18 protein-coding genes are annotated in these 24,312 nt (G+C 50.7%); 11 read left to right on the forward strand and 7 right to left on the reverse strand.

What is annotated here, in order from left to right:
* The first annotated feature begins 59 nt into the window (after positions 1-59).
* From J7438_RS04010 to hemE, 10 genes are all read left to right on the forward strand, one after another.
* Positions 60-1,091, forward strand: coding sequence for a pilus assembly protein PilM (locus J7438_RS04010; RefSeq protein WP_353620095.1), 1,032 nt, complete (start codon positions 60-62; stop codon positions 1,089-1,091).
* A complete protein-coding gene (locus J7438_RS04015; protein WP_209199983.1) occupies positions 1,091-1,654 on the forward strand; it encodes a PilN domain-containing protein in 564 nt (187 codons plus the stop codon). Before J7438_RS04010 ends, J7438_RS04015 begins: the two co-directional genes overlap by 1 nt.
* On the forward strand, positions 1,651-2,262 hold the full coding sequence (locus tag J7438_RS04020) for a type IV pilus inner membrane component PilO (RefSeq protein WP_209199982.1): 612 nt from the start codon (positions 1,651-1,653) through the stop codon (positions 2,260-2,262). The genes J7438_RS04015 and J7438_RS04020 overlap by 4 nt, the downstream gene beginning before the upstream one ends.
* Positions 2,259-2,795, forward strand: coding sequence for a pilus assembly protein PilP (locus J7438_RS04025; protein ID WP_286196401.1), 537 nt, complete (start codon positions 2,259-2,261; stop codon positions 2,793-2,795). The genes J7438_RS04020 and J7438_RS04025 overlap by 4 nt, the downstream gene beginning before the upstream one ends.
* A 255-nt stretch (positions 2,796-3,050) precedes the next feature.
* Positions 3,051-5,093, forward strand: coding sequence for a type IV pilus secretin PilQ (locus J7438_RS04030; protein ID WP_209199981.1), 2,043 nt, complete (start codon positions 3,051-3,053; stop codon positions 5,091-5,093).
* 126 nt (positions 5,094-5,219) lie between these two features.
* Complete coding sequence (gene aroK, locus J7438_RS04035) at positions 5,220-5,741, forward strand: shikimate kinase AroK (protein ID WP_209199980.1); 522 nt, start codon at positions 5,220-5,222, stop codon at positions 5,739-5,741.
* Between the two features lie 14 nt (positions 5,742-5,755).
* The gene (gene aroB / locus J7438_RS04040; protein ID WP_209275543.1) at positions 5,756-6,835 is read left to right on the forward strand and encodes a 3-dehydroquinate synthase; all 1,080 of its coding nucleotides are present in this window, start codon (positions 5,756-5,758) and stop codon (positions 6,833-6,835) included.
* Between the two features lie 511 nt (positions 6,836-7,346).
* Positions 7,347-11,804, forward strand: a complete 4,458-nt coding sequence (gene gltB / locus J7438_RS04045) for a glutamate synthase large subunit (protein WP_209275544.1) — start codon at positions 7,347-7,349, stop codon at positions 11,802-11,804.
* Positions 11,805-11,873: 69 nt separating this feature from the next.
* On the forward strand, positions 11,874-13,334 hold the full coding sequence (locus J7438_RS04050) for a glutamate synthase small subunit GltD family protein (RefSeq protein WP_209275545.1): 1,461 nt from the start codon (positions 11,874-11,876) through the stop codon (positions 13,332-13,334).
* A 114-nt stretch (positions 13,335-13,448) separates the two neighbouring features.
* Positions 13,449-14,519, forward strand: a complete 1,071-nt coding sequence (gene hemE, locus J7438_RS04055) for a uroporphyrinogen decarboxylase (protein ID WP_209275546.1) — start codon at positions 13,449-13,451, stop codon at positions 14,517-14,519.
* On the opposite strand, the gene J7438_RS04060 is transcribed toward hemE, so the two are convergent.
* The 6 genes from J7438_RS04060 to J7438_RS04085 all read right to left on the reverse strand — a co-directional run bounded on the left by J7438_RS04060 (position 14,504) and on the right by J7438_RS04085 (position 22,608).
* The gene (locus J7438_RS04060) at positions 14,504-16,867 is read right to left on the reverse strand and encodes a response regulator (RefSeq protein ID WP_209275547.1); all 2,364 of its coding nucleotides are present in this window, start codon (positions 16,865-16,867) and stop codon (positions 14,504-14,506) included. The genes hemE and J7438_RS04060 overlap by 16 nt on opposite strands.
* Positions 16,868-17,112: 245 nt before the next feature.
* Positions 17,113-18,393, reverse strand: coding sequence for a phosphoribosylamine--glycine ligase (purD, locus tag J7438_RS04065; RefSeq protein ID WP_209199974.1), 1,281 nt, complete (start codon positions 18,391-18,393; stop codon positions 17,113-17,115).
* 127 nt (positions 18,394-18,520) lie between these two features.
* Positions 18,521-20,104 (reverse strand): bifunctional phosphoribosylaminoimidazolecarboxamide formyltransferase/IMP cyclohydrolase, encoded by a 1,584-nt coding sequence (gene purH / locus J7438_RS04070; protein WP_209275548.1) that lies wholly within the window; start codon positions 20,102-20,104, stop codon positions 18,521-18,523.
* 151 nt (positions 20,105-20,255) lie between these two features.
* Positions 20,256-20,570, reverse strand: a complete 315-nt coding sequence (gene fis, locus J7438_RS04075; RefSeq protein WP_209199972.1) for a DNA-binding transcriptional regulator Fis — start codon at positions 20,568-20,570, stop codon at positions 20,256-20,258.
* The gene (dusB, locus tag J7438_RS04080) at positions 20,567-21,595 is read right to left on the reverse strand and encodes a tRNA dihydrouridine synthase DusB (protein ID WP_209275651.1); all 1,029 of its coding nucleotides are present in this window, start codon (positions 21,593-21,595) and stop codon (positions 20,567-20,569) included. Before dusB ends, fis begins: the two co-directional genes overlap by 4 nt.
* 443 nt (positions 21,596-22,038) lie before the next feature.
* Positions 22,039-22,608: an ATP-dependent zinc protease family protein gene (locus J7438_RS04085; protein WP_209199971.1), complete on the reverse strand. Its 570-nt coding sequence runs from the start codon at positions 22,606-22,608 to the stop codon at positions 22,039-22,041.
* A 200-nt stretch (positions 22,609-22,808) separates the two neighbouring features.
* Here J7438_RS04085 and J7438_RS04090 point away from each other — a divergent pair, with 200 nt between their 5' ends.
* Positions 22,809-23,069: a hypothetical protein gene (locus J7438_RS04090; RefSeq protein ID WP_209199970.1), complete on the forward strand. Its 261-nt coding sequence runs from the start codon at positions 22,809-22,811 to the stop codon at positions 23,067-23,069.
* Between the two features lie 227 nt (positions 23,070-23,296).
* Here J7438_RS04090 and J7438_RS04095 read toward each other — a convergent pair whose 3' ends face one another.
* Complete coding sequence (locus J7438_RS04095; protein ID WP_209199969.1) at positions 23,297-24,238, reverse strand: DUF3426 domain-containing protein; 942 nt, start codon at positions 24,236-24,238, stop codon at positions 23,297-23,299.
* Between the last annotated feature and the right edge of the window lie 74 nt (positions 24,239-24,312).

Genomic DNA, 24,312 nt, shown 5'->3' on the forward strand with positions numbered 1-24,312 from the left:
ATAACTAATAATCAAGGATTGCACCAGTGTTTGGGCTGCTGAAGAAAAAATCAAATGCCGTGTTAGGGGTGGATATAAGCTCGACATCTGTCAAAGTCATTGAGTTAGGGCTAAAAGGCAGTGTTTACCGAGTCGAAGCTTTCTGTGTTGAGCCCCTTCCGCCAGGAGCCGTGGTTGAAAATAATATTCATGAAGTTGATGTCATTGGTGAAGCCGTTGCAAGAGCTCTCTCCCAATCCAGAACTGGCCTGAAAAATGCCGCCGTTGCGGTGTCAGGCGCTGCCGTTATCACCAAAACCATCGATATGGATGCTTCCCTCAGTGAAGATGAGATGGAAACCCAGATCTCTGTTGAGGCAGACCAGTATATTCCCTATGCCATGGATGAAGTGGCCATCGACTTTGAAGTCCAGGGTCTGAACGAAAAAAATCCTGAGCGAGTTGAGGTTTTACTGGCAGCCTGTCGTCGTGACAATGTTGAAATGCGCGAGGAGGCGCTTCGGCTTGGGGGATTAACGCCCAAAGTTGTTGATGTCGAAGCTTTTGCCATGGAGCGGGCATGCGAATTGATTGACGGCCAGCTTGACCTGCCAGATCGGGATCCGGTGCTGGCTATCGTCGATATTGGTGCCACGAAAACCACACTGAATGTGATCAGCCGGGGTAAAACCGTATATACCCGTGAGCAGTTATTCGGTGGACGGCAGTTGACTGATGAGATTCAGCGCCGTTATGGGCTCACCCCTGAAGAAGCAGAGAAGGCCAAGTGTAAAGGGGGGCTGCCTGATGATTATGAACCTGAAGTTCTGGAGCCCTTCCGGGAAACGGTGGTTCAGCAGGTATCACGTTCATTGCAATTCTTTTATTCATCCAGCCAGTTCAATGATGTGGATGCCATTGCCCTGGTAGGAGGATCCGCATCAATCCCGGGTATGGCGGAAATGATTCAGGATAAATTGGGGGTCCCGACCAGGCTGGCCAATCCTTTTGCCGGAATGTCCATGGCCGGGAAAGTGGATAAGGACCGACTGGCCACTGAGGCCCCGGCGCTGATGATTGCCTGTGGCCTTGCCATGAGGAGTTTCGACTGATGGCAAGAATTAACCTTTTACCCTGGCGTGAAGAGCTCAGGAAAGAACGCAAACAGCGTTTCATTGCCTTCTGGGCGATAACGGTGCTGGTTGGTATTGGCCTGATCTTTATCGGTGACCTTTACATCAGCCATAACATCAGTCACCAGAAAAGTCGTAACCAATATCTACAAAATGAAATTACGCAGCTGAATCAGCGGATCAGTGAAATCAAGGACCTGAGAACCAAGAAAGAACAACTGCTTGAGAGGATGCAGGTCATTCAAAACCTGCAGGGCAACCGCCCGGTGATTGTTCGCATATTTGACCAGGTCGCACATGTGGTTCCTGAAGGGGTTTATTTCAAGCAGATAACCCTGGAGGGAGATCGCCTGTCGCTTGTCGGGGTTGCCGAGTCCAATAATCGTATCTCCGCCTTGATGAGAAACTTCGATAACTCTGAATGGTTTGCTGAACCAAATCTGACAGCGGTCAGGAAAGTAGCGGCCAACAGCCAGCGCTGGAATGAGTTTGATCTAACGGTTAAGCAGATCAACCCCACTCAGGCCAAGGGGGGACTATGAGCCTTGCAGATTCAATACAAAAGCTGAATGAATTTGATCTGAATGACATTGATTTCGATAACATTGGTTCATGGCCCCTCGGAGCCAGGGTCTTTGTCTGTATTCTGACTCTGGCGTTGGTGCTTGGGTTTGGTTATCAGTTTCACCTGACCAGTTTGCAGAAGCGTTATGATACTGCTGCCAGTAAAGAGCAGGATTTACGGGAGCAGTATCGAATCAGGGCGTTCCAGTCGGCAAACCTGCAAGCCTACCGCGAACAGATGGCAGAAATGGAAAACTCGTTTGGTGCACTGGTGAAACAGCTGCCCAGTGATACAGAGGTGCCCGGGCTGCTTGAAGACATTACCTTTACCGGGCGTGGAGCAGGTCTTCAGATCGAAGAAATAAAACTTCAGGATGAAAATGTCAGCCACTTTTATATAGAACTGCCAATCAGCATTGGCGTGACGGGTACATACCATGATCTGGGTAACTTCGTCAGTGGTGTTGCCAGTCTTTCGCGAATAGTTACCCTGCATGATTTTGAGATTCGCCCGGGCAAGAATGGTCAGTTAACCATGAACATCCTTGCAAAAACTTACCGCTACAATGATCAGGGGGGGCTATGATGAAGCTGCTTCAACTTGTCTTTGTTGCCGGTGCTGCGCTGATTCTTGCTGGATGCTCGGATGGTGGTCGCCAGGGTTATCAAGACATTGATGACTATATGGCAGAGATGAGGGCCCGTCCTACGGGTAATATTGAGCCATTGCCCAAGTTCAGTCCTTATGAGGCGTTTACTTATCAGGCATCAGCCTTGCGCAGTCCTTTTAAGCAGCCGGTGAAAATTGAACTGACCACGGAACAGCTCAATAGCAACATCAAGCCAGACCCACACCGTGTTAAGCAGTACCTGGAACAGTTTGAACTGGATTCGTTTCGTTTGGTAGGCTCTATCAGTAACGACGAAGGATTCTGGGGACTGGTGCGTGGCTCTGACGGTGTTCACCGGGTTCGTGTGGGTGATTACCTGGGGCGTAACCATGGTCGTATCACTTACCTCGATGACCAGGAGTTGCGTGTGACCGAGATTGTTCCTGCTGGTCCAAGTTACTGGATTGAGCGACCAAGAGTTCTCCGCGTTAATTTTAATAATCAGTGATTTTATTTCCTTTATTGTGAATTAATCATCATATTTCCAGCAAGGATGCTGCTGTCACACCCTGAGCGGTTGACAGTGCGCTGCTGGCTGTGTTGAGTTAGCCGATTGTTATTCAGGGATGGACGGCTTTTTTTATCTGGGGGATGCTTCAGTATGAGAGGGTATGGTTTTGAGCCATCGTGGCGGAATGGGCTGGATTATTTAACAGTGATGCCGATGAAAAAAACAATTCTAATTCTGAAATAGGTAAGTTAGATGAATATTAGTCCCCTGTTGCAGGCCAGGGCTGTCCAAGGGCTTCTGTATACGTTGCTGGCCATGTTGCCTATTTCCGCGTGGGGTGTCACCCTGAAAAATATGGATACAGCGGCATTGCCGGGTGAGATGGTTGAGATACGTTTGAGCTTTGATGGCGCGGCACCGGTTGCTCATGGCTACAGCATTGAGAAGCCTCCCCGGATTTCCATAGACCTGCCTTTTACCCGCAGTGAACTCCCCAAGTACAACGAGATTGGCTTTAATAATGCCAAGAGTGTGACTGTGCTTGAGGCCGGAGACAGAACCCGCCTGGTTATTAATCTTCAGCAGCCTACCCGCTTCAGCACCCAGGCTGATGGCAGGACGCTCAGCATTTACCTCGGCGAGAATAACAGCACCACTGCCGTGCAAAGGGAGTTACCTCAGCGGAGTCAGTCATCCTATCAAGTCGCGGAAATGCGAAGAGGTATTACCGATATTGATTTCCAGCGAGGTGATGATGGTGAGGGAGAGGTGATCATTGCCCTGTCCGATGCCAGGATTCCGATGGATATGAATGAGCAGGGGGGGCGTATCCGTCTGGAGTTTCAGGGCGATGTATTGCCACAGAACCTGAGAAATCGCCTGGATGTTATCGACTTTGCTACACCGATCAAGTTTATTGATGCCACTGTTGAGGATGGTAACAGCATTATTACCATAGAGCCCAAGGGAGAGTTTGAGTATCTGGCCTATCAGACAGACAATCTGCTGACTGTCAGTGTCAAGGCTCCAGACCCTAAAGATCGCAGTAGACGAAAAGCTGGGCTCTCCTATAAAGGTGATAAGCTGTCGTTAAACTTTCAGGATATTGAAGTCCGGGCGGTGCTTCAGTTGATCGCTGATTTTACCGATCTGAATCTGGTGGCATCGGATACGGTTGGGGGGAATGTAACCCTGCGACTGCAAAATGTTCCCTGGGATCAGGCGCTTGATATTGTGCTTAAGGCTAAGGGGCTCGATAAGCGTTTGGAAGGCAATGTTCTTACCGTGGCTCCGGCAGCGGAAATTGCTGCGCGTGAACGTGAGCAGCTGGAGAACGAAAAACAGATTCGTGAGTTAGCCCCGGTATATACTGATCTGGTTCAGATTAATTACGCTGACGCAGAAGAAATTGCCACGGTACTGAAAGGCGCAGAAGGTGCCAGCCTGTTGACAGAAAGGGGTTCGGTTCAGGTGGTGGCAAGAACCAATAGTCTGTTGATCAAGGATACGCAGGCCAAGCTGGATGAATTGAGGTCGCTGATTGATCAGCTGGATATTCCTATTCGGCAGGTGATGATTGAGGCTCGTATCGTGACGCTCAGCTCCGACTTCAAAGAAGAGCTGGGTGTTAAGTGGAGTGGGTCAAAAGAAGATGCGCTCAAGAATGATAACAGGGAACTCTCAATTGGTGGTGGTAAGGATGATGATGTATTCACTGACCTGAGTATAACCGGAGGGACTTCAAGTGCTATTGCCATCGGCTTCTCCAGTAAAGGTGGCACCATTTTGAACCTTGAGCTCTCTGCCCTGTTGAGTGATGGCGGAGGCGAAGTAATTTCACAGCCAAAAGTCATTACAGCGGACAAGAAAACCGCAGTGATCAAGTCAGGTAAAGAAATCCCTTATGAGGAGAAAACTTCCAGCGGTGCAACTTCGGTCGCGTTCAAGGATGCGGTGCTGGGGCTGGAGGTGACACCTCAGATTACCCCGGATGGTCGCGTCATTATGGATATCAAGATCAATAATGACGATACAACCAATCAGGCATCCAATAACGTACCAATTATTTCCACCAATGAGATCACTACCCAGGTTCTGGTTGAAGATGGTGAAACAGTCGTTCTGGGTGGTGTCTTTAAGCAGACTATAAAAAACGGCGTTGATAAAGTACCAGTTCTGGGTGATATTCCCTGGGTTGGTGGCTTGTTCCGCAAAAAAACAGAGAGTGATGAAAAAGAAGAGCTTCTGGTCTTTATAACGCCCAGAATCATTACTGAAGGTGTTTCATTGCGTTAAACTGCTGGCATATAGCAGGTTTTAAAATCTCTGACGGGAGCCTTGGCTCCCGTTTTTTGTTGTCATCACTGCTTACGATGCGCTACGCTCGCTGCACACAGGCAGGAAGTCAGGCTGGCAAAGAGCATGCCATTAACAAATATCTATCTTATTGGTCCCATGGGGGCAGGCAAAAGTACCATTGGCAGGATGCTGGCAAAAGAGCTGGCCCGACCCTTTCTTGACTCGGATCATGTGATTGAAGAACGCAGTGGCGCGGATATTCCCTGGATTTTCGATGTTGAAGGCGAGCTGGGGTTTCGGGACAGGGAAACCCAGGTCATCGAAGATATTTGCACTCAGAAAGGCGTCGTTATGGCAACCGGTGGGGGGGCTGTTGGCCGATTGGAGAACAGACGACAGTTGAGCACCAATGGGTTTGTGGTTTATTTGAGTACCCCGGTAGCAATTCAATTGCAGAGAACGGAAAAAGACAAACGACGACCATTGTTGCAGCGGGCAGACCGTGAAGAGGTTCTGACCAGGTTGCTTGAAGAGCGTGACCCACTGTATCGATCGATCGCAGACCTTGTTCTGGATACTGCCACCATGTCACCCCGGCAGGTTATAAAAAAAATCATTCAAACGGTTGGTTTGGGAAAACAGTGAGGGAGTCATCTACCATGCTGGAACTTAAAGTCGATCTGGGAGATAGAAGCTATCCCATTTTTATCGGCTCCGATCTTTTGTCAAACGCTGACTATTTCCAGTCTTACATTAAAGGTCGGCGTGTTGCCATTGTCACCAACGAGACGATCGCCCCTTTCTACCTGGATCTCATTAAGCGCACCCTGGCAAATTATGATTTGACGGTCATCACTTTGCTGGATGGTGAGCAGTATAAAAACCTCGACACACTCAACCTTATTTTCGATCAACTGTTACAGGAACGGCATACCCGCAAAACAACGTTGCTGGCGTTGGGTGGCGGTGTTATCGGGGATATGACCGGTTTTGCTGCGGCCTGCTATCAGCGGGGTGTGGATTTTATTCAGGTACCAACAACACTGCTCTCCCAGGTTGATTCCTCAGTAGGTGGGAAGACCGGGGTCAACCATGCCCTGGGTAAAAACATGATCGGTGCATTCTATCAGCCCAATGCCGTCATTATCGATACGCTGACACTGAACACATTACCTGACCGGGAGCTATCAGCAGGACTGGCAGAGGTGATCAAATATGGTTTGATTTGTGATAAACCGTTTTATCAGTGGTTGCAGGAAAACATTGGGCGTTTGCTGGATCGTGATCCGGAGGCGCTTTCCTACGCAATCCATCAATCCTGTCAGGACAAAGCCAGAGTGGTCGAGGCGGATGAGACCGAGTCCGGTATTCGTGCCATTCTCAATCTTGGGCACACTTTTGGTCACGCAATAGAAACGCATACCGGCTATGGCTCCTGGCTGCATGGTGAAGCGGTGGCTGCTGGTATGGTGATGGCGGCTGATCTTTCCTGCCGGGAAGGTCATATATCCAGAGAAGACGTCGATGGGCTTATATATTTGCTTGAACGTGCCAGCCTGCCGGTAATGCCTCCTTCTGGTATCAACCCGGATCGCTTTCTCGAGCTAATGGCAGTGGATAAAAAAGTGCTGGATGGCCAATTGCGGCTGGTGCTTCTGGACTCTGTTGGTCATGCTGTGGTGACGGATGGTTTTAGCCATCAACATTTAATGGACTGTCTTGCGCAGTTCTGTTCCTGAATACTTTCTCAATGGCTGGAGCGTGCTCTCCAGCTCTCACTATGTTAGTCATAACTATTCCTGGTTGTGCGAATTCGCTGTAAAAAACTTCGATATATCAATCTATTATTACGGTTTTTACTTGCATTGATGCGGGTCATTTGTGATTGCAGTGACAGCCGTGTAAAATGGCGAGCCGTTTTGCCTGTCAAGTGGCCATAAGCCAGATTTGGTTTTATGCACTTAAGCTGCATAATTATGGCGGGAAGTCCTGTTACCAGAGGCGGAAAGCACACGGGTTACAAAACCGGTTACAAAATAGTTATGGCTCTACAGGGTAGTGTGCCGGTGGTACACCAAAAATGTTTAAATGACGTGTATTCACCTGATTCAGAAAGTGGAACATGAAGCCTTCCGGATAGGAGTCAACTTCAAGGTGGAAGCGGGCTCCGGGAAAGTCGGGATGACTTTTAGTTAAGGCGAGGCGAGCCAGAAAAATAATGGGTTGATGAGGTTGGTAGAGAAAGTGCCTATGAAAGCAGGTCTGTATAATCCCGGGGAGTTTCGGGATAACTGTGGTTTCGGGCTCATTGCCCAGATGGAAGGTAAGAAAAGTCACCACCTTCTGAAAACGGCGATTGAAGCACTGACCTGTATGACTCACCGTGGCGGTATTGCTGCCGACGGTAAAACAGGCGACGGCTGTGGCCTGTTGATTCAAACACCGGATACTTTTTTCCGAACGGTTGCGAAAGAAAAGTTTGGCTGCGAGCTGCCCGGACAATATGCCGTGGGGATGGTCTTTCTCAACACGGATAAAGCCCGGACGGGGAAAGGCAAAAAAACGCTTGAGAAAGAGTTGCAGAAGCAACGGCTCAACGTGGTAGGCTGGCGCCAGGTTCCTGTTAATGTTGACTGCCTTGGCCCCATCGCCAAAGACCTGCTGCCGGGCATTGAACAGATTTTTGTTACCCCCGAAGGTGAGCTTGACGAGAAAGAGTTTAATGCCAGGCTCTACATGGCTCGCCGTTACACCAATATGGCGATGGCGGAAGACCAGGATTACTATATATGCTCACTGTCGCCCAGGGTCATCACCTATAAAGGTTTGATGATGCCGGTGGACCTGCCGACGTTTTATCCGGACCTTGGTGATACCCGCTTTGAAACCGCCATCTGTGTATTTCATCAGCGGTTTTCTACCAATACCATGCCGCGCTGGCAGCTGGCCCAGCCATTCCGCATGCTGGCTCACAATGGTGAAATCAATACCATCACCGGTAACCGCAACTGGGCAGAGGCCCGTCGTCAAAAGTTCCAGTCACCGTTGCTGCCAACGCTTGATGATATTTCTCCCCTGGTGAATCGCACCGGCTCTGATTCATCCAGCCTGGACAACATGATGGAGGTGCTGGTCGCTGGTGGTGTGGATCTTTACCGTGCCATTCGCATGCTGGTTCCGCCCGCATGGCAGAATGTCGACACCATGGATCCGGACCTCAGGGCATTCTATGAATACAGTTCCATGCATATGGAGCCCTGGGACGGCCCTGCCGGCCTGGTTATTACCGATGGCCGCAACGCCGTCTGTGCCCTGGACCGTAACGGCCTGCGCCCGTCACGCTGGGTTATTACCAGAAACGGTTATTTGACTGTGGCTTCAGAGGTTGGCGTTCATGGCTATAAGCCTGAAGATGTGGTTGCCAAAGGCCGGGTTGGGCCGGGAGAAGTTCTGGCGATTGATACCGAAACAGGCGAACTGCACCAGGCCCATGATATCGATGACAAACTGAAAGTCCGTCAGCCCTACAAAAAGTGGCTGAAGCAGAACGCCTATCGTATCCGTTCGCACTTCAGTGAAGATGATTACAAGGTTGACCACCTGTCTCCTGAACAGCTAAACGTCTATCAGAAGATGTTTATGGTCACCTTTGAGGAACGTGATCAGGTGATCCGTCCACTGGTCGAGTCTGGCCAGGAAGCGGTTGGTTCTATGGGCGACGATACGCCAATGGCCGTGCTCTCTGGCAGAACCCGAACGGTCTATGATTACTTTCGCCAGCAGTTTGCCCAGGTAACCAACCCACCCATTGATCCGCTGCGTGAAGCGATCGTTATGTCGCTGGAAACCTGCCTGGGTCGTGAGTTGAACCTGTTTGAAGAAACACCGGAGCACGCTGCCCGGGTCATTCTCAAGTCACCTGTACTGTCCACTGCGAAATTCCTGGACCTGATGAGTGTTCGTCATCAGCATAAGTCCTTTGAGCCAGCCACCATCAACCTGACTTACGACCCGTCTATTGGTCTTGAGCAGGCGGTGTTGAATATCTGTGACCAGGCGGAACAAGCGGTGCAATCTGGCAAGGTGTTAATTTGCCTTTCTGACCGCCATATCGATCAGGGGCTGCTGCCAGTGCCAGCGGCTATGGCAACGGGTGCCGTGCATCACCGGCTGATTGGCAAAGGCCTGCGTTCTGAGTCCAATATTATTGTTGAAACCGCGTCTGCCCGTGACTCCCACCAGTTTGCGGTGCTGATCGGGTTTGGTGCCACCGCCGTATACCCTTATCTGGCCTATGAAATCATTAATGACCAGATTCGCTCCGGTGAGGTAATGACCGATCCCCGGGAAGCGTACAAGGCTTATCGTAAAGGCATTGGCAAAGGGTTAATGAAGATCCTTTCTAAAATGGGAATCTCTACCATTGCCTCTTATCGGGGAGCGCAGCTGTTTGAAGCCGTGGGTCTTGCCAGAGAGATTGTCGATCTGTGCTTCTGCGGTGTTCAAAGCCGTATTCAGGGTGCCCGCTTCGAAGACTTCCATTATGAACTGGGCCTGCTGGCCGAAACGGCCTGGAAAGCCCGTAAGCCAATTCAGCAGGGTGGCCTGTTGAAGTATGTACACGACAGTGAGTACCACGCTTTCAATCCGGATGTGGTGCAACAGTTACAGGTTGCCGTTAAAACCGGCGACTATCAGGAGTACCGGAAATACGCCGAACTGGTCAACCAACGCCCAGTGGCTACTCTGCGTGACCTGCTGGGTCTCAAGCGCAATGATAAGGCACTTGCGGTGGACGAGGTTGAATCTGTTGGTGATATCGTGCGCCGGTTTGATTCTGCGGCCATGAGTCTTGGTGCTTTGTCCCCGGAAGCTCATGAAGCTCTGGCGGAAGCGATGAACCGTCTTGGTGGTCGTTCCAACTCCGGTGAAGGAGGTGAAGATGAAGCCCGCTTCGGCACCAATCGTATGTCCAAAATCAAACAGATTGCCTCGGGTCGTTTTGGGGTAACTCCTCACTACCTGGTGAATGCCGAAGTCCTGCAGATCAAGGTTGCCCAGGGGGCCAAGCCCGGCGAAGGTGGTCAGTTGCCCGGTGGCAAGGTAAATGAGCTGATTGCCCGTCTGCGCTACTCTGTGCCGGGAGTTACCCTGATTTCACCACCACCACACCATGATATCTATTCCATCGAGGATCTGGCTCAGCTGATTTATGACCTGAAACAGGTGAATCCCGAGGCGCTGGTTTCCGTCAAGCTGGTATCTGAACCCGGCGTCGGTACTATTGCAGCAGGCGTTGCCAAGGCCTATGCGGATCTGATCACCATTTCCGGTTATGATGGCGGTACTGCTGCAAGTCCTCTGACGTCTATTCGTTATGCCGGTTCACCATGGGAGCTGGGTCTGAGTGAAGCCCATCAAACGCTGCGTGGTAATGATCTGCGTGGTAAGGTTCGCCTGCAGACGGATGGTGGTCTCAAGACCGGTCTGGATGTGGTCAAGGCGGCCATTCTTGGTGCGGAAAGTTTTGGTTTTGGTACTACACCCATGATTGCCATGGGGTGTAAATACCTGCGTATCTGTCATCTGAATAACTGCGCTACCGGTGTGGCGACTCAGGATAAGTCACTCCGGGAAGAGCACTTCAAGGGTGATGTTGAAATGGTTATGAACTTCTTCACCTTTGTTGCTGAAGAAGTGCGTGAGTGGCTGGCCTTGCTGGGTGCCAGAACCCTTGAGGAGGTGGTCGGCCGCACTGAGTTGCTGGAGATTTTGCCGGGCCTGACGGAAAAGCAGCAGAACCTGGACCTGTCCCCGATTCTCGGCAGTGCTGATGTGCCTGCGGACAAGCCCATGACCTGTCAGGTAGATCGTAACCCACCCTACGACAAAGGTGAGTTGGCGGAAGAGATGGTTCGCCAGACGATGGATACCATCGAAAACGGAGAAGGTGGTGAGTTCAGTTTTACGGTGGGCAACTGTGATCGTTCCATCGGTGCCCGTCTATCCGGTGAGATTGCCAAACGTTACGGTAACCAGGGCATGGCAGATAACCCCCTGAAGCTGAACCTGACCGGTTCAGCGGGTCAGAGCTTTGGTGTCTGGAACGCTGGTGGTCTGGAGATGCGCCTGGAAGGGGATGCCAACGACTATGTGGGTAAGGGCATGACCGGCGGCAGGCTGGTGATCTACCCGCCGGTTGGCAGCAGTTTCGTCACCTATGAAACCTCTATCATTGGTAACACCTGTCTCTATGGTGCCACCGGTGGAACACTATACGCAGCGGGTCGTGCCGGTGAACGCCTCGGTGTTCGTAACTCTGGTGCCAATGTTGTGGTGGAAGGTGCAGGCGACCACTGTTGTGAATACATGACCGGTGGTCTGGTGACTGTACTGGGCCGGGCGGGCCATAACTTCGGTGCGGGCATGACCGGTGGTTTTGCCTACGTGCTGGATCTGGAAAGAAGTTTTGTTGATCGTTATAACCATGAATTAGTGGATATACATCGCATTGATAATGAAGCCATGGAACCTTATCAATCACACCTGCTGAGTATCCTGGAAGACTATGTTGCCGAGACCGGCAGTGCCTGGGGACAGGAGCTGATTGATGACTTTTATGACTACAGTGGTCGTTTCTGGCTGGTGAAGCCAAAAGCTGCCAGTCTCGATACCTTGCTGGCCAGTACCCATGGTAGCCCTGAGTAATCAGGGTGTCCGCAGGGATGGCAAAAGATCAGGTATTGAACCTACGAACAGCTTTGTGAGGTCAGCGAAATGTCACAGATACCATTAAAAAATGGCAACAGCCTGAGCCAAAAAGAGAGAAGGCTGAATAACAACTTTCAGTTTGTTGATGTAGGTCGTCATGATCCGGATAAGAAAAGCCTTCGTCAGCGCAAAACAGAATTTGTGGAAATCTACCAACCGTTTGATGAACGGCAGGTAAAAAATCAGGCGCATCGTTGCCTGTCCTGTGGTAACCCATACTGTGAATGGAAGTGTCCGGTACACAACTACATTCCGGATTGGTTGAAACTGGTCTCTGAAGGTCGTCTTTTTGAAGCGGCAGACCTGTCACACCAGACCAACACACTGCCGGAAGTGTGCGGCCGGGTTTGTCCACAGGATCGCCTCTGTGAAGGTGCCTGTACGCTGAATGACGGATTTGGTGCGGTAACCATCGGGTCAACCGAGAAATACATTACTGATACAGCGCTGGCGCTCGGCTGGCGTCCGGATATGTCCAAGGTGTCCTGGACCGATAAAAAAGTGGCCATCATCGGTGCCGGACCTGCTGGTCTGGGATGTGCCGATGTGCTGGTACGCAATGGTGTGACGCCGGTTGTGTTTGATAAAAACCCGGAAATCGGTGGCTTGCTGACCTTTGGTATTCCAGAGTTCAAGCTGGAAAAACACGTTATGAGCCGTCGTCGTGAAGTGTTTACTGAAATGGGGATTGAGTTTCAGCTGAACACGGAAATCGGTAAAGACATCACCATGGACAAGTTGCTTGAGGAGTATGATGCGGTATTCATGGGTATGGGAACCTACACCTATATGAAAGGCGGCTTTCCGGGTGAAAATCTTGAGGGTGTCTATGATGCGCTGCCTTACCTGATCTCCAATGTGAACCGTAACCTCGGCTTTGAACAGGATACGGCAAACTTTATTGATATGAAGGGCAAGCGGGTGGTGGTGCTTGGTGGTGGTGATACCGCCATGGACTGTAACCGCACGGCTATTCGTCAGGGTGCCAGGTCGGTTACCTGTGCCTATCGTCGTGATGAAGAGAATATGCCGGGCTCCCGCCGGGAAGTGGCCAATGCCAAACAGGAAGGTGTGAACTTCCTGTTTAACCGCCAGCCGGTAGAAATTGTTGGTGATGGCAAGGTAGAGGGCATCCGTCTGGTAACTACTGAACTGGGCGAACCGGATGACAACGGTCGCCGCCGCCCACAGGTGGTAGAAGGCAGTGACCAGATACTGGAAGCGGATGTGGTTCTGGTGGCCTTCGGTTTTCGCCCGAGCCCGGCTGACTGGTTTGAACAGCATGATATTCAGATTGATGAAGGTGGCCGGGTGGTAGCCCCGGAAAAAGCCAGGTACAAATTCCAGACCAGTAACCCTCAGGTGTTTGCCGGTGGTGATATGGTTCGTGGCTCAGATCTGGTGGTCACCGCCATCTGGGAAGGTCGTCAGGCAGCAGATGGTATTCTTGATTATCTGGATGTCTGATTATTCACTTTTTTTTACGATAACATAGGGGCGTTTTTCCAATCCGGAAGCGCCCCTGTTTTTTCTACAGCCTGGAATACTGATGGTTCAGGCAACGCTGGTATCGGGACTTTTATGACTCCATTGAAAAATGACCGCTTTCTTCGAGCTTTGCTCAGGGAGCCAGTTGATGTAACTCCCGTCTGGATGATGCGCCAGGCCGGTCGTTATTTACCGGAATACCGGGAAACCAGGGCCCGTGCCGGTGACTTTATGGCCCTGTGCCAGAACGCAGAGCTGGCCTGTGAAGTAACTCTGCAGCCATTGGAGCGATTCCCGCTGGATGCGGCGATTCTCTTTTCCGATATTCTCACGATTCCCGATGCCATGGGCCTTGGGCTTTATTTTGAAGCCGGTGAAGGGCCGAAGTTCAAAAAGCCGGTTCGTACTGCCGCTGATGTGGCAGCGTTGACCGTGCCAGATCCGGAAAAAGACCTGGGTTATGTGATGGATGCGGTGAGAACCATTCGACGTGAACTCAATGGCCGGGTGCCCCTGATTGGTTTTTCCGGCAGCCCCTGGACACTGGCAACCTATATGATTGAAGGTGGCAGCAGCAAAGACTTTCGTCGTATAAAAGCGATGATGTTTGATCAGCCAGAAATGCTGAAGCAAGTGCTGAGCGTGCTTGCCGAGTCAGTGACCAGCTACCTGAATGCCCAGATAGAAGCGGGTGCCCAGGCGGTGCAGATTTTTGATACCTGGGGTGGGGTGCTCAGTCCACAGAACTATCGTGACTTCTCACTGCACTATATGGGCAGGATTGTTAAAGGCCTGAAGCGGGAAAATGAAGGCAGAAAAGTGCCGGTTATTCTCTTTACCAAAAATGGTGGGCAGTGGCTTGAAGCGATGGCCGATACCGGTGCCGATGCCCTGGGTCTGGACTGGACAACCGATATGGGTGAAGCACGACAGAGGGTAGGTAACCGGGTGGCTTTACAGGGCAATATGGACCCATCAACGCTTTATGCATCACCTGAACGTATTCGCCGGGAAGTGGCAACCGTTCTGGAAAAATTTGGCACAGGCAATGGCCATGTGTTCAATCTGGGGCATGGCATTCACCAATATGTTGAACCGGAAAAGGCGGGTGCCTTTGTCAATGCCGTACACGAACTGTCTGCCCAATATCATGCTTCCGTATAACGCTGTTGCCTGCTGTTAAGGGCCTTTATCAAGGCTCTTTGTACGGTAAACCGGGTAACCGGCTTGGTGAGAATTGAGCTGATACCCAGTTTGCTGGACTGGTACTTACTGGGAGGGTTACTGACCCCGGTGAGCATAATAATGGCTGGCAAGGGGTCAACAACCGGGTCGTCATTGATTCTTTCTGCAACCTGCAGTCCTTTCAGCCCGGGCATCTGGTGGTCAAGAATAATGATATCAAATGCCCGGTTCAGGTAAGCTTCGTTACGAATCATGGCAAGGGCTTTCAGGCCATCTTCTGCTTCAATCACCGTAATACCCAATAGTTGGCATTGCTGGCGGAGCACCTTACGACAGGTTGCGTTATCATCAGCAATCAGTACCCGCATATTTTCATACTGGTTTTGCTGAGGTATTTCATCTTGACCGGGTTGCTTATTTTCTTCTCCACAGGAGCAGGGCAAGGTAAATGAGATGATATTGGTCCGTTTACTGACCTTTCCTCCAAGCTGTCGTATAAGGCGAGTCGCAAGGTATAGATTCAGCCCTATGGCTGTCTCTGTTTTTATCTCGGATAAAGAGTGCTCACCGGATAAATGTTTTTCTGCAAGGCTGCTACCGGCAGGGTTTTTGAAACTGAACTCAAACAGCAGCTTACCAGCAGTATCTCTCTGAATAGAAAGCGCAATCTCTCCCGTTTCAGTCTGACTCAGCCCATAGAACAGAAATGCTTCCAGAATCAATGACACCCGATAGCCATCGATATGACATTCGGCGGGCATGCTTTCATCAACGAAGCAGATGATTTCAATATTCTGCTGTTCCGCACGATACTGGAAATGATGAATCAGCTCATCCACTGTGTTGTGTATATCAACCAGTCGTGTGTCCGACGTTATTTCCTGGTTTTGAGCCTTAATGCTTGAGGCCAGTAGATTGACCAGGTTGCCCAGTTCATAACCCGCGTAGCGAAGTGTTTGCACGTAGTCTTCCTGCTTCGGGGTCAGTGGTGTGCTCAGTAACAGCTCTGACATGCCCATCACACCATTCAGTGGCGTGCGCATTTCATGGCCCAGCGACTTCATGGTCTCTTCGTCCAGCTCATTCTGGTGCTGGTTGCTATCAGTCAATTTTTCCCTGCTGAGCACTTTTCTGTCGACTCTCCCGGACAGTGACAGGAAGCCGAGTGTCAAAGCTAATGTTTGAATCAGTAGCCAGGTCGTGTTTCTGGAAGATATCCCCAATGCACCGGTTTGGTTCAGGGCGAAAATAAATTGACTGATGACGAGGGGAGCCAGCAACCAGGGTGAGATATAGAGGCGATGGGGTTTTACCAGCCAGAAAGACAGGCAGAAGCAGGCATTACCGATCAGTGTCAGTACCAGCAGATGAGTATTTAACATACTACTGTCGCTTAGTGGCAACCACAGGGCTGATACCAGGTAAATAAACGAGAAAATATTAAAGAAACGGATAAGCCGCGGCCTATGATAGCCAAAGAGGTTTATGGCCAGCTGACAGAAGGTCAGGCTGATTAACAGCAGTGATAATTTGTAGAGACAGGCTTCCGCGGGGATGGGTATGTAAAACCAGGTACTCAGATAGCCCTGCCAGGAAGCCATAAAGACGAGTGTAAAGATAGCACCTGAAGCCAGCAATAGATGAAAAATACGACGGTGACCAGAAAGTGACAGGCTGTTTGAAGCTTTCGATGGCTGTTTCATCGACAGGAAAAGCCAGGCATTGGCAAGAATCATTGATATCAAAAGACCGCTGATTAATCCGGTTTGCCAGAGCTTATATCGCTGCTGTTTGATCAACTGATCAAAGCTACCCAGTTTCAGACTATTGCTCAGCTCCGGATGAAACGGTGTTTTAAGGTATATCATTGCGGACTGAGCTGGTAGCAGTGTAAAGGTCGTGGTGTTGACCTGATCCAGTGGCAGTGGTTTAACGATCGTCTTGCCAGTGGCAGCGCTGATGTATTTGAGATAAAGGGTCGGCAGTTCCTGCTGCTGATAATCCACAGACAGGACGGGATGGACTATTTCTGACGTATGGTTGGTAACAGGAAAGCGTAACCAGAGGTTTTGTTGCTGTTCTTCAGCGTTGAGTAAGTTGGGCTGCCATGGGGCAAAGCGGTATTTGAACGCTCCCTCAACCAGCGCATTGATAGATAGTTGGCTAGTGTCGTCAATATAGAACTCTGTACTCGCTCCGGGTTGGAGTAAGTAGGACGATTGATTAATGTCGACATTCGCAGATGCATTCAGGGCGGAGAAAGTAAACGATAAAATAAATAACAGTGCGAATGTCCATTTTTGCCGTGTAAAGGCTTGATAAAACACTGTTGAAAATTCCGTTTTTCATATTTATTGCAGAATTATACTGAAAACTGATGGGTTGGACAGTGAATCAGTCAACGATTTACGCAATAACAGGAAATTCAGGGGATTTTCTCAAAGTATGACGAAGTGAAAGGCTTTTTTTAAACTGCAGAGGGAACAAAGCTCACGAAGAAAAAAGATAAGAAGTTTATCTTTGTGGGCTTTGTGTTCTCTGTGGTTAACAGTCTTTTGCCTGGCCTCTGTAACTATGCCTCTTCCCGGGCAATGGCTCTATGGCCGATGTCTGTACGATAGTAGACGTCTTTCCAGTCAATGGTTGTGACCGCGTTATAGGCCTGCTGTTGAGCTTCCTTCACGGTCTTGCCCAGGGCGGTCACACAGAGTACCCGGCCGCCATTGGTCAGGGTTTTGCCCTCTTCAACACGGGTTCCCGCCTGGAAGACTTTGGCATTGCTGATGTTGTCGATGCCCGTGATTTCATCACCCTTGTGGTAGGCTTCCGGGTAACCACCGGCTGCCATGACCACACCAAGGGCAGTGCGGCTGTCCCACTCAATGTCAGCCTGATCCAGCTCACCACGGGTACCGGCCAGGCACAGTTCTACCAGGCTGGACTTCAGGCGCATCAGGATGGGCTGGGTTTCTGGATCACCAAAACGACAGTTGTATTCCAGTACTTTGGGGGTGCCATCAGTATCAATCATCAATCCGGCGTAGAGGAAGCCCCGGTATGGCATGCCTTCGCTGGCCATGCCCTGTACCGTTGGGATGATGACTTCTTTCATGGCGCGATCATGAATCGCCTGCGTCACCACAGGCGCAGGAGAATACGCACCCATACCACCGGTATTCGGGCCTTTATCGCCATTGTCACGGGCCTTGTGATCCTGACTGGTGGCCAGGGGGAGAATGTTTTTGCCATCCACCATGACGATAAAACTGGCTTCTTCGCCGGTCAGAAACTCTTCAATCACCACACGGTGGCCGGCTTCACCAAAAGCATTGCCAGCCAGCATGTCGTCAATGGCAGCAAAAGCTTCCTGCTCAGTCTGGGCGAGAATCACGCCTTTACCGGCAGCAAGTCCATCAGCTTTCACCACAATAGGTGTACCCTGTTGTTTGATGTAGGCTTTGGCGGGTTCAATTTCTGTGAAGTTCTGGTAGGCGGCGGTGGGGATATTATGGCGGGCAAGAAAATCTTTGGTGAATGCCTTTGAACCTTCCAGCTGGGCCGCCGCCTGTAGTGGACCAAATATCGCCAGACCTGCTTGTTCAAACCGGTCAACAACGCCGGCCACCAGAGGTGCTTCCGGGCCGACAATGGTCAGGTCAATGCTTTCTGATTGGGCAAATTCAACCATTCTGGTGATATCCAGCACATCGATAGCAACGTTGGATACTTTGTTTTCAGAGGCGGTGCCAGCATTACCGGGAGCGACAAACACCTGTGTAACATCGTCGTCTTGAGCCGCTTTCCATGCCAGGGCATGCTCCCGCCCGCCATTTCCGATGATCAGTACTTTCATAAAGGATGTCCTTTTTTTGAACCACAGAGACCACGGAGTGTACAAAGGTTTTCTTTTTGTGATTTCTGCTTGGGAAAATTTTTTCGTGGAGGCTGAACCTGTTCTTCAGCCTTTTTGTTTTGAACCATCAATGGCGGAAATGCCGAACGCCGGTAAACACCATGGCTATGCCTGCCTGGTTGGCGGCGTCAATCACTTCCTGGTCTCGCATGGAGCCACCGGGCTGGATGACCGCAGTTATACCTGCGCTGGCTGCGGCGTCAATACCGTCCCGGAATGGGAAGAAGGCATCGGATGCCATCACGGAACCACGAACTTCCAGCCCTTCATCCGCTGCCTTGATGCCGGCAATACGGGCACTGTAGACACGGCTCATCTGGCCTGCGCCGATACCGATTGTCTGTGAGTGTCTGGCATAGACAATGGCATTGGATTTCACAAATTTCGCCACCTTCCAGGCGAACTGAAGGTCGGCCATTTCCTGTTCGGTCGGGGCGCGATCCGTCACCACTTTCAGATCAGCAGGATCAACAATACGGATATCGGAATCCTGAACCAGCAGGCCGCCATTGACACGCTTGAAATCCGGGAACGGAGTTGGCTCGGCTGACAGTTGGCCAGCGTTTAATACTCGAATGTTCTGCTTATTCTGAAGAATGGCGGCCGCTTCAACGTCCACTTCCGGAGCGATAATGACTTCCACAAACTGGCGCTCAATAATGGTACGGGCTGTGGCCATATCCAGCTTGCGGTTAAAGGCAATAATGCCGCCGAAGGCAGAGGTTGGGTCAGTTTCGTAAGCGCGGTTGTAGGCTTCAAGAATATCTGTGCCGGTTGCCACACCGCAGGGGTTGGCGTGTTTGACGATAACGCAGGCTGGCAGATCAAACGCTTTAACGCATTCCAGGGCCGCATCGGTATCGGCAATATTGTTGTAGGAAAGGGCTTTGCCCTGCAGTTGTCTGGCGCTGGAAACCGTGCCTTCAGGTGGGTTCTTTTCTGTGTAGAAGGCGGCTTTCTGGTGCGGGTTTTCACCGTAGCGCAGATCTTCCACTTTAATAAACTGGCTGTTGAAGGTGCGGGGGAAAGCTTCCGGCTCATCGTCATCGCTGTTAATGACTGTGCCCAGGTAGTTGGCAATGGCACCATCGTAGCCGGCTGTATGCTCAAATGCCTTCACGGCCAGATCAAAGCGGGTGGCCAGGTCAATCAAGCCATTATTGTCAGCCAGGCTGTCGAGTACGCACTGGTAATCGCTGGCGTTCACCACAATGGTGGTATCGCGGTAGTTCTTGGCAGCGGCCCGAACCATGGTCGGGCCGCCAATATCGATGTTCTCAATGGCGGTGGCCAGATCGCAGTCAGGGCGGGCAATGGTTTGCCCGAAGGGGTAGAGGTTGACCACAACCAGGTCGATAGGCTGGATGCCATGCTGGTCCATGACGGATTCGTCCTGGCCGCTGCGGCCCAGAATACCACCATGAACCTTGGGGTGGAGGGTTTTCACCCGGCCGTCCATCATTTCCGGGAAGCCGGTATAGTCGGAGATCTCAATGGCAGGAATATCGTTCTCAACCAGCAGTGCATAAGTTCCGCCTGTGGACAGAATTTCAACCGAATGCTGTTGCAGTGTCCGGGCGAACTCAACAATTCCTGTTTTGTCGGAAACGCTAATCAGAGCCCGGCGAATCGGGCGTGTCGTGACTGCCATCGTTTCTCACTCACCGTTTGTTGGAATAAAAATTCTGGCAGATTTTAGCTGGAAATGGTGGCTATTGGCAGGGGGGGAGGGAATAAAGGGGAAATCAGTAGTGTCCGTTGTCCAGAAACTACTGATTACATTGAAAAGAGTAATGAATCAATTAAAGCAGGCCGTACTGCTTCAGCTTCTTACGCAGGGTTCCCCGGTTAAGGCCCAGTAATGTGGCCGCGCGGGTCTGGTTGCCCTTAACGTAAGCCATGACCGTTTCCAGCAGAGGCGCTTCTACTTCAGATAGAACCATCTGATAGACATCGGTGACGTCCTGCCCGTCCAGGTGGGCAAAGTAGTTATTCATGGATTTTTCCACACTGTCGCGCAGAGTCTGGGACTCCGGGATTCTCGACGCTGTGGCAAGGCTTCCCCCATGGCCATTTACTGGACGACCTTCTTCTACGATTACTTGTGTTGCCGTCATGCCGCTATGTCCTCTCCGTTACCTTTTGAGTTCATTACAAAAGTCGACTCTGAAAAACGCTGAAAATACTCTCGTATGCAGGTGTGCTGTTCTTCCGAAGATTCCAGCTTATTAAAATGTCGGCGAAACTCCAGACCGGATGGCTGGTCCTGCATGTACCAGCCCACATGTTTTCTGGCAATCCGCACAGCCTGGAGCTCCTGGTAAAAAGCGCCGTAAAACTGATGGAGGGCTTCCAGGTGCCCCAAAAGGATTGTCTGAACCTCATTCGGATCCGGGGCTGCCAACCGTTCCCCGTGTTGCAGGTAGTGGTTGATCTCCCGGAATATCCAGGGACGGCCCTGGGCGGCACGGCCAATCATTAATGCGCTGGCACCGGTAACGTCCAGCACATGCCGTGCTTTCTCCGGCGAGGTGATGTCGCCATTGGCAATCACCGGGATAGTTACCGCCTCAACAATGCTGGCGATGGTTTCGTATTCCGCTTCACCGTTATACATGCAGGCCCGGGTACGGCCATGAACCGCCAGGGCGGCAATGCCACACTGTTCGGCCAGTTTGGCAACCGCAACACCGTTGCGGTTGTCGGGGTCCCAGCCGGTACGAATCTTCAGGGTCACCGGAATATCCACCGCTGCCGTTACCGCTTTCAGGATGGACTCCACCAGATCAATGTCCCGCAGCAGGGCAGAACCGGCCGCCTTGTTGCACACTTTCTTGGCAGGGCAGCCCATGTTGATGTCTATGATCTGGGCTCCAAACGCCTGGTTCAGCCTGGCCGCCTCGGCCATCTGCTCCGGATCGCCTCCGGCAATTTGCACGGAGCGCGGTTCGGACTCACAGCTGTGATCCATGCGCAGCCTGGACTTACGGGTATTCCAGAGCTTCGGGTTGCTGGTCACCATCTCCGACACCGCCATGCCTGCACCCATTTTCAGGCAGAGTTTGCGAAACGGACTGTCGGTAACGCCCGCCATGGGTGCCAGTACCACCGGGTTAACGATGGAGTAAGGACCAATCTTCAACGGTGCTGGCGCTGTGTGTTCTGACAAGAGTTGACCTGACAAAAAAGAAAGCCTCGATCTGATGGATGATGATGAAACCAACGGGTCATCATACTCTCTACATATTTCACGATAAAGTGAAATTGATCAATATTTGTTCAGCTAAAAGTGATGGATTTGCTAATGCAAAAACCATTACTCGCTTCACCTAAGGCCTTCTGGCGCAGATCAATAATAGAGCCAATGGGTTGTGCATTTTTTGATATAGGTCAGCAAGAAACGGGTTCAATGTAGGCATAAGCAATGAAATTGTACAATTTGTTGTCAGGTCGCATGAAACTGGTCGTTTTTTAGTCGTGGAAGGATTGTTTTAACGCACAAAGGGCATAAGGTAATTTTTGCACTGATGGCGCTGGGTGTTCTTGGCAGAAATCCGCCTTCCGAAATTCACCTGTTGGCTGGCATCAAGGAGAACGGCTGACCTGCAGGCAATTGTTTTTCAGAAGAAATTCCCTCGATATATCGATGATTGCCAGGTTCTTCAGGGTGTTGGTACCGAGCAGAATCGGGTTTCTGAATCTTGAACGGGAAGTCAGGCTGAAGTCGGTTCGGGTTTCTATTGGGCCAAGACGTATCTTTGCTTCAATTACCGGGCGCTTCTGTGGGATGCCATGATGGGTCTGTACCCGGGCGAATCGTTTAAGTGGCTTGGCCATTTTTACCAGTTTACGTTTGTCTCTGGTGGTAGGGACTGTAAAGTGAACCCACAGGGTGCCATTGGTGTTTTTTCTGATTTTGATGTCTCTGGCATCCATGGAGGACAGGGTCGAGCCGGAGTCAATCAATGCATTGATCTGAGAGGGAAATTCATCGATCTGATCAACCCTTTCTTGCAGACCAAAGAGGTAACGGTCACCGGTTTGACACTGATGTTGATTTTTTTTGGGGGCAGCGGTTACCAGTGTACCGGGTATGATTACCAGTGCCAGAATGGCACAAATGTTAAGGCATAAAGAACGGGTGGAAAACAACATTACTTCCTCCATGAAGGTACTGCACTACTAAATCCTTCTCCTTATATTTGTAGCTGTTGACGATAGATTGAGTCTGTTTAATGTGAGCTGTTAGCATTTATCGACAGTTTTGCGGCGGGTTATCCCGGTTGTTGGCAGGTACGCCCGTGGATTGACGAGATTCTGTTACTTCTGACGGGTAATCTGAGGGTGCGGTTCTCATGAAAAAGTGGGTCGCAGGGTGGGATATCCCCCTGATTATGGTGATTCTGGTCGTGGAAATTCTGTTGATAAATGCCTTTTCCGGGCCGGATAATACGCCGTTCAGTTTAAGTATTGTGGATGCGGTGTGCAGCATTGCCTTTGCGTTTACGTATTTTCATGTTCCTGTACCTGTTGCACTGTTTTTGACAGGGGTATTGTTGCTGGTTCCTGCGTGCTTGCTGACATTGATGGTTCGTTGGCTGCTGTCCAGAAGCTGAGGATGTCAGCGACTTACTGATTTATAAGGCTGCATGATTGATATCCATAACCATATGATTCGCGGTATTGGCACTGGGGCTGATAGCCATTGAACCAATGGGTTAGCAGTGATTTGTATTCATTGCTGACAACGGGTAATCCGAATAAGTTAACGCAGTGCCTTTTTGGTGATGCCCTATGAAACGCTCTTCATACTGGTGTTGTGTTCTGGCATGCAGTGCGTTACTCAGTTTTCACTGAAGGTCAGCTGGTAGTTCACAGCCTGCTCTCCCGGGTCGACAATTTCCAGCCCCAGGCGGATAGGTTGTGCTTTAGGCATTTCGTCTGAGCCGGCCAGCTCGCCACCGAGGTATTCCGATGGGGTAAAGGTACGGTTAGCCACCAGTCGGCCGTTGATATCGGTAAAGGTCAGCTTTAAGTCTGGAAACGGCTGTGGGTGCCTGGCTTCATTAATGATGACAGCATCTACCTGCAGGGCGTTGTCTTGTTCAGGGTGGCTGCGTACCACAAGATCAACGCTTTTAATGGCATTGAGGTTAACCATGGGGGGAAGTTTGCAGGAAAGCAGATTGCAGGTCATGGTATAAGCTGGTCGCAGGGCAGGGCTCAGTGACAGTGTATTGCGGTTGAACCAGGCAAATTGCAGTGTCAGCAACACCAGCAGGCAGCAGGCCGCAACACCCCAGTAGGTTCTTTTTCTGCGGAGCTGTTGTTCGTTAATGGTTTCTTCGGTTTCCCGCTGGTCCAGTTCGTGAATCAGGGTTTCGATGCTTTGCTGATGGTAGCCATCATACTGGATGGGCGCAGTGGCAACCTTTGCTTTTATGGAAGGGTCAAGGTCTTTGCTTCTGGATGTTTCCGGTTGTGTTGAATCTGGTTTTTTGACCGGTTTTTGCTGTTGGACGACCAGTGTTTCCCGCAGTTTTTTTTGGGTTTGAGTGGGTGTCTGGGGCTCTTCCCGATGGTCAGAGGATGATGTTTCAACGTTTTCAATGGAAGTGTTGAATGCCTCCTTTTCTTGTTCTTTCAGGCGCGGTAGCTGGTCTATGGCATTAAAAACCTGAAGGCATGAACCGCAACGCACCGAACCCCTGGCAGCCTTAAGCTGGGCATGGGTAATGCGGAATATGGTCTGGCAGTGAGGGCAAGTGACACTTGACGGCGTCATGTTTACTGTTTACCTGATTTTAAAGCAGCATTTTTTATTAGACCAGAGCCCCAGTACTGAATCCAGTCTAATTG

The sequence above is a fragment of the Thalassotalea sp. G20_0 genome (assembly GCF_017744175.1).
GTDB lineage: Bacteria > Pseudomonadota > Gammaproteobacteria > Pseudomonadales > Endozoicomonadaceae > Endozoicomonas.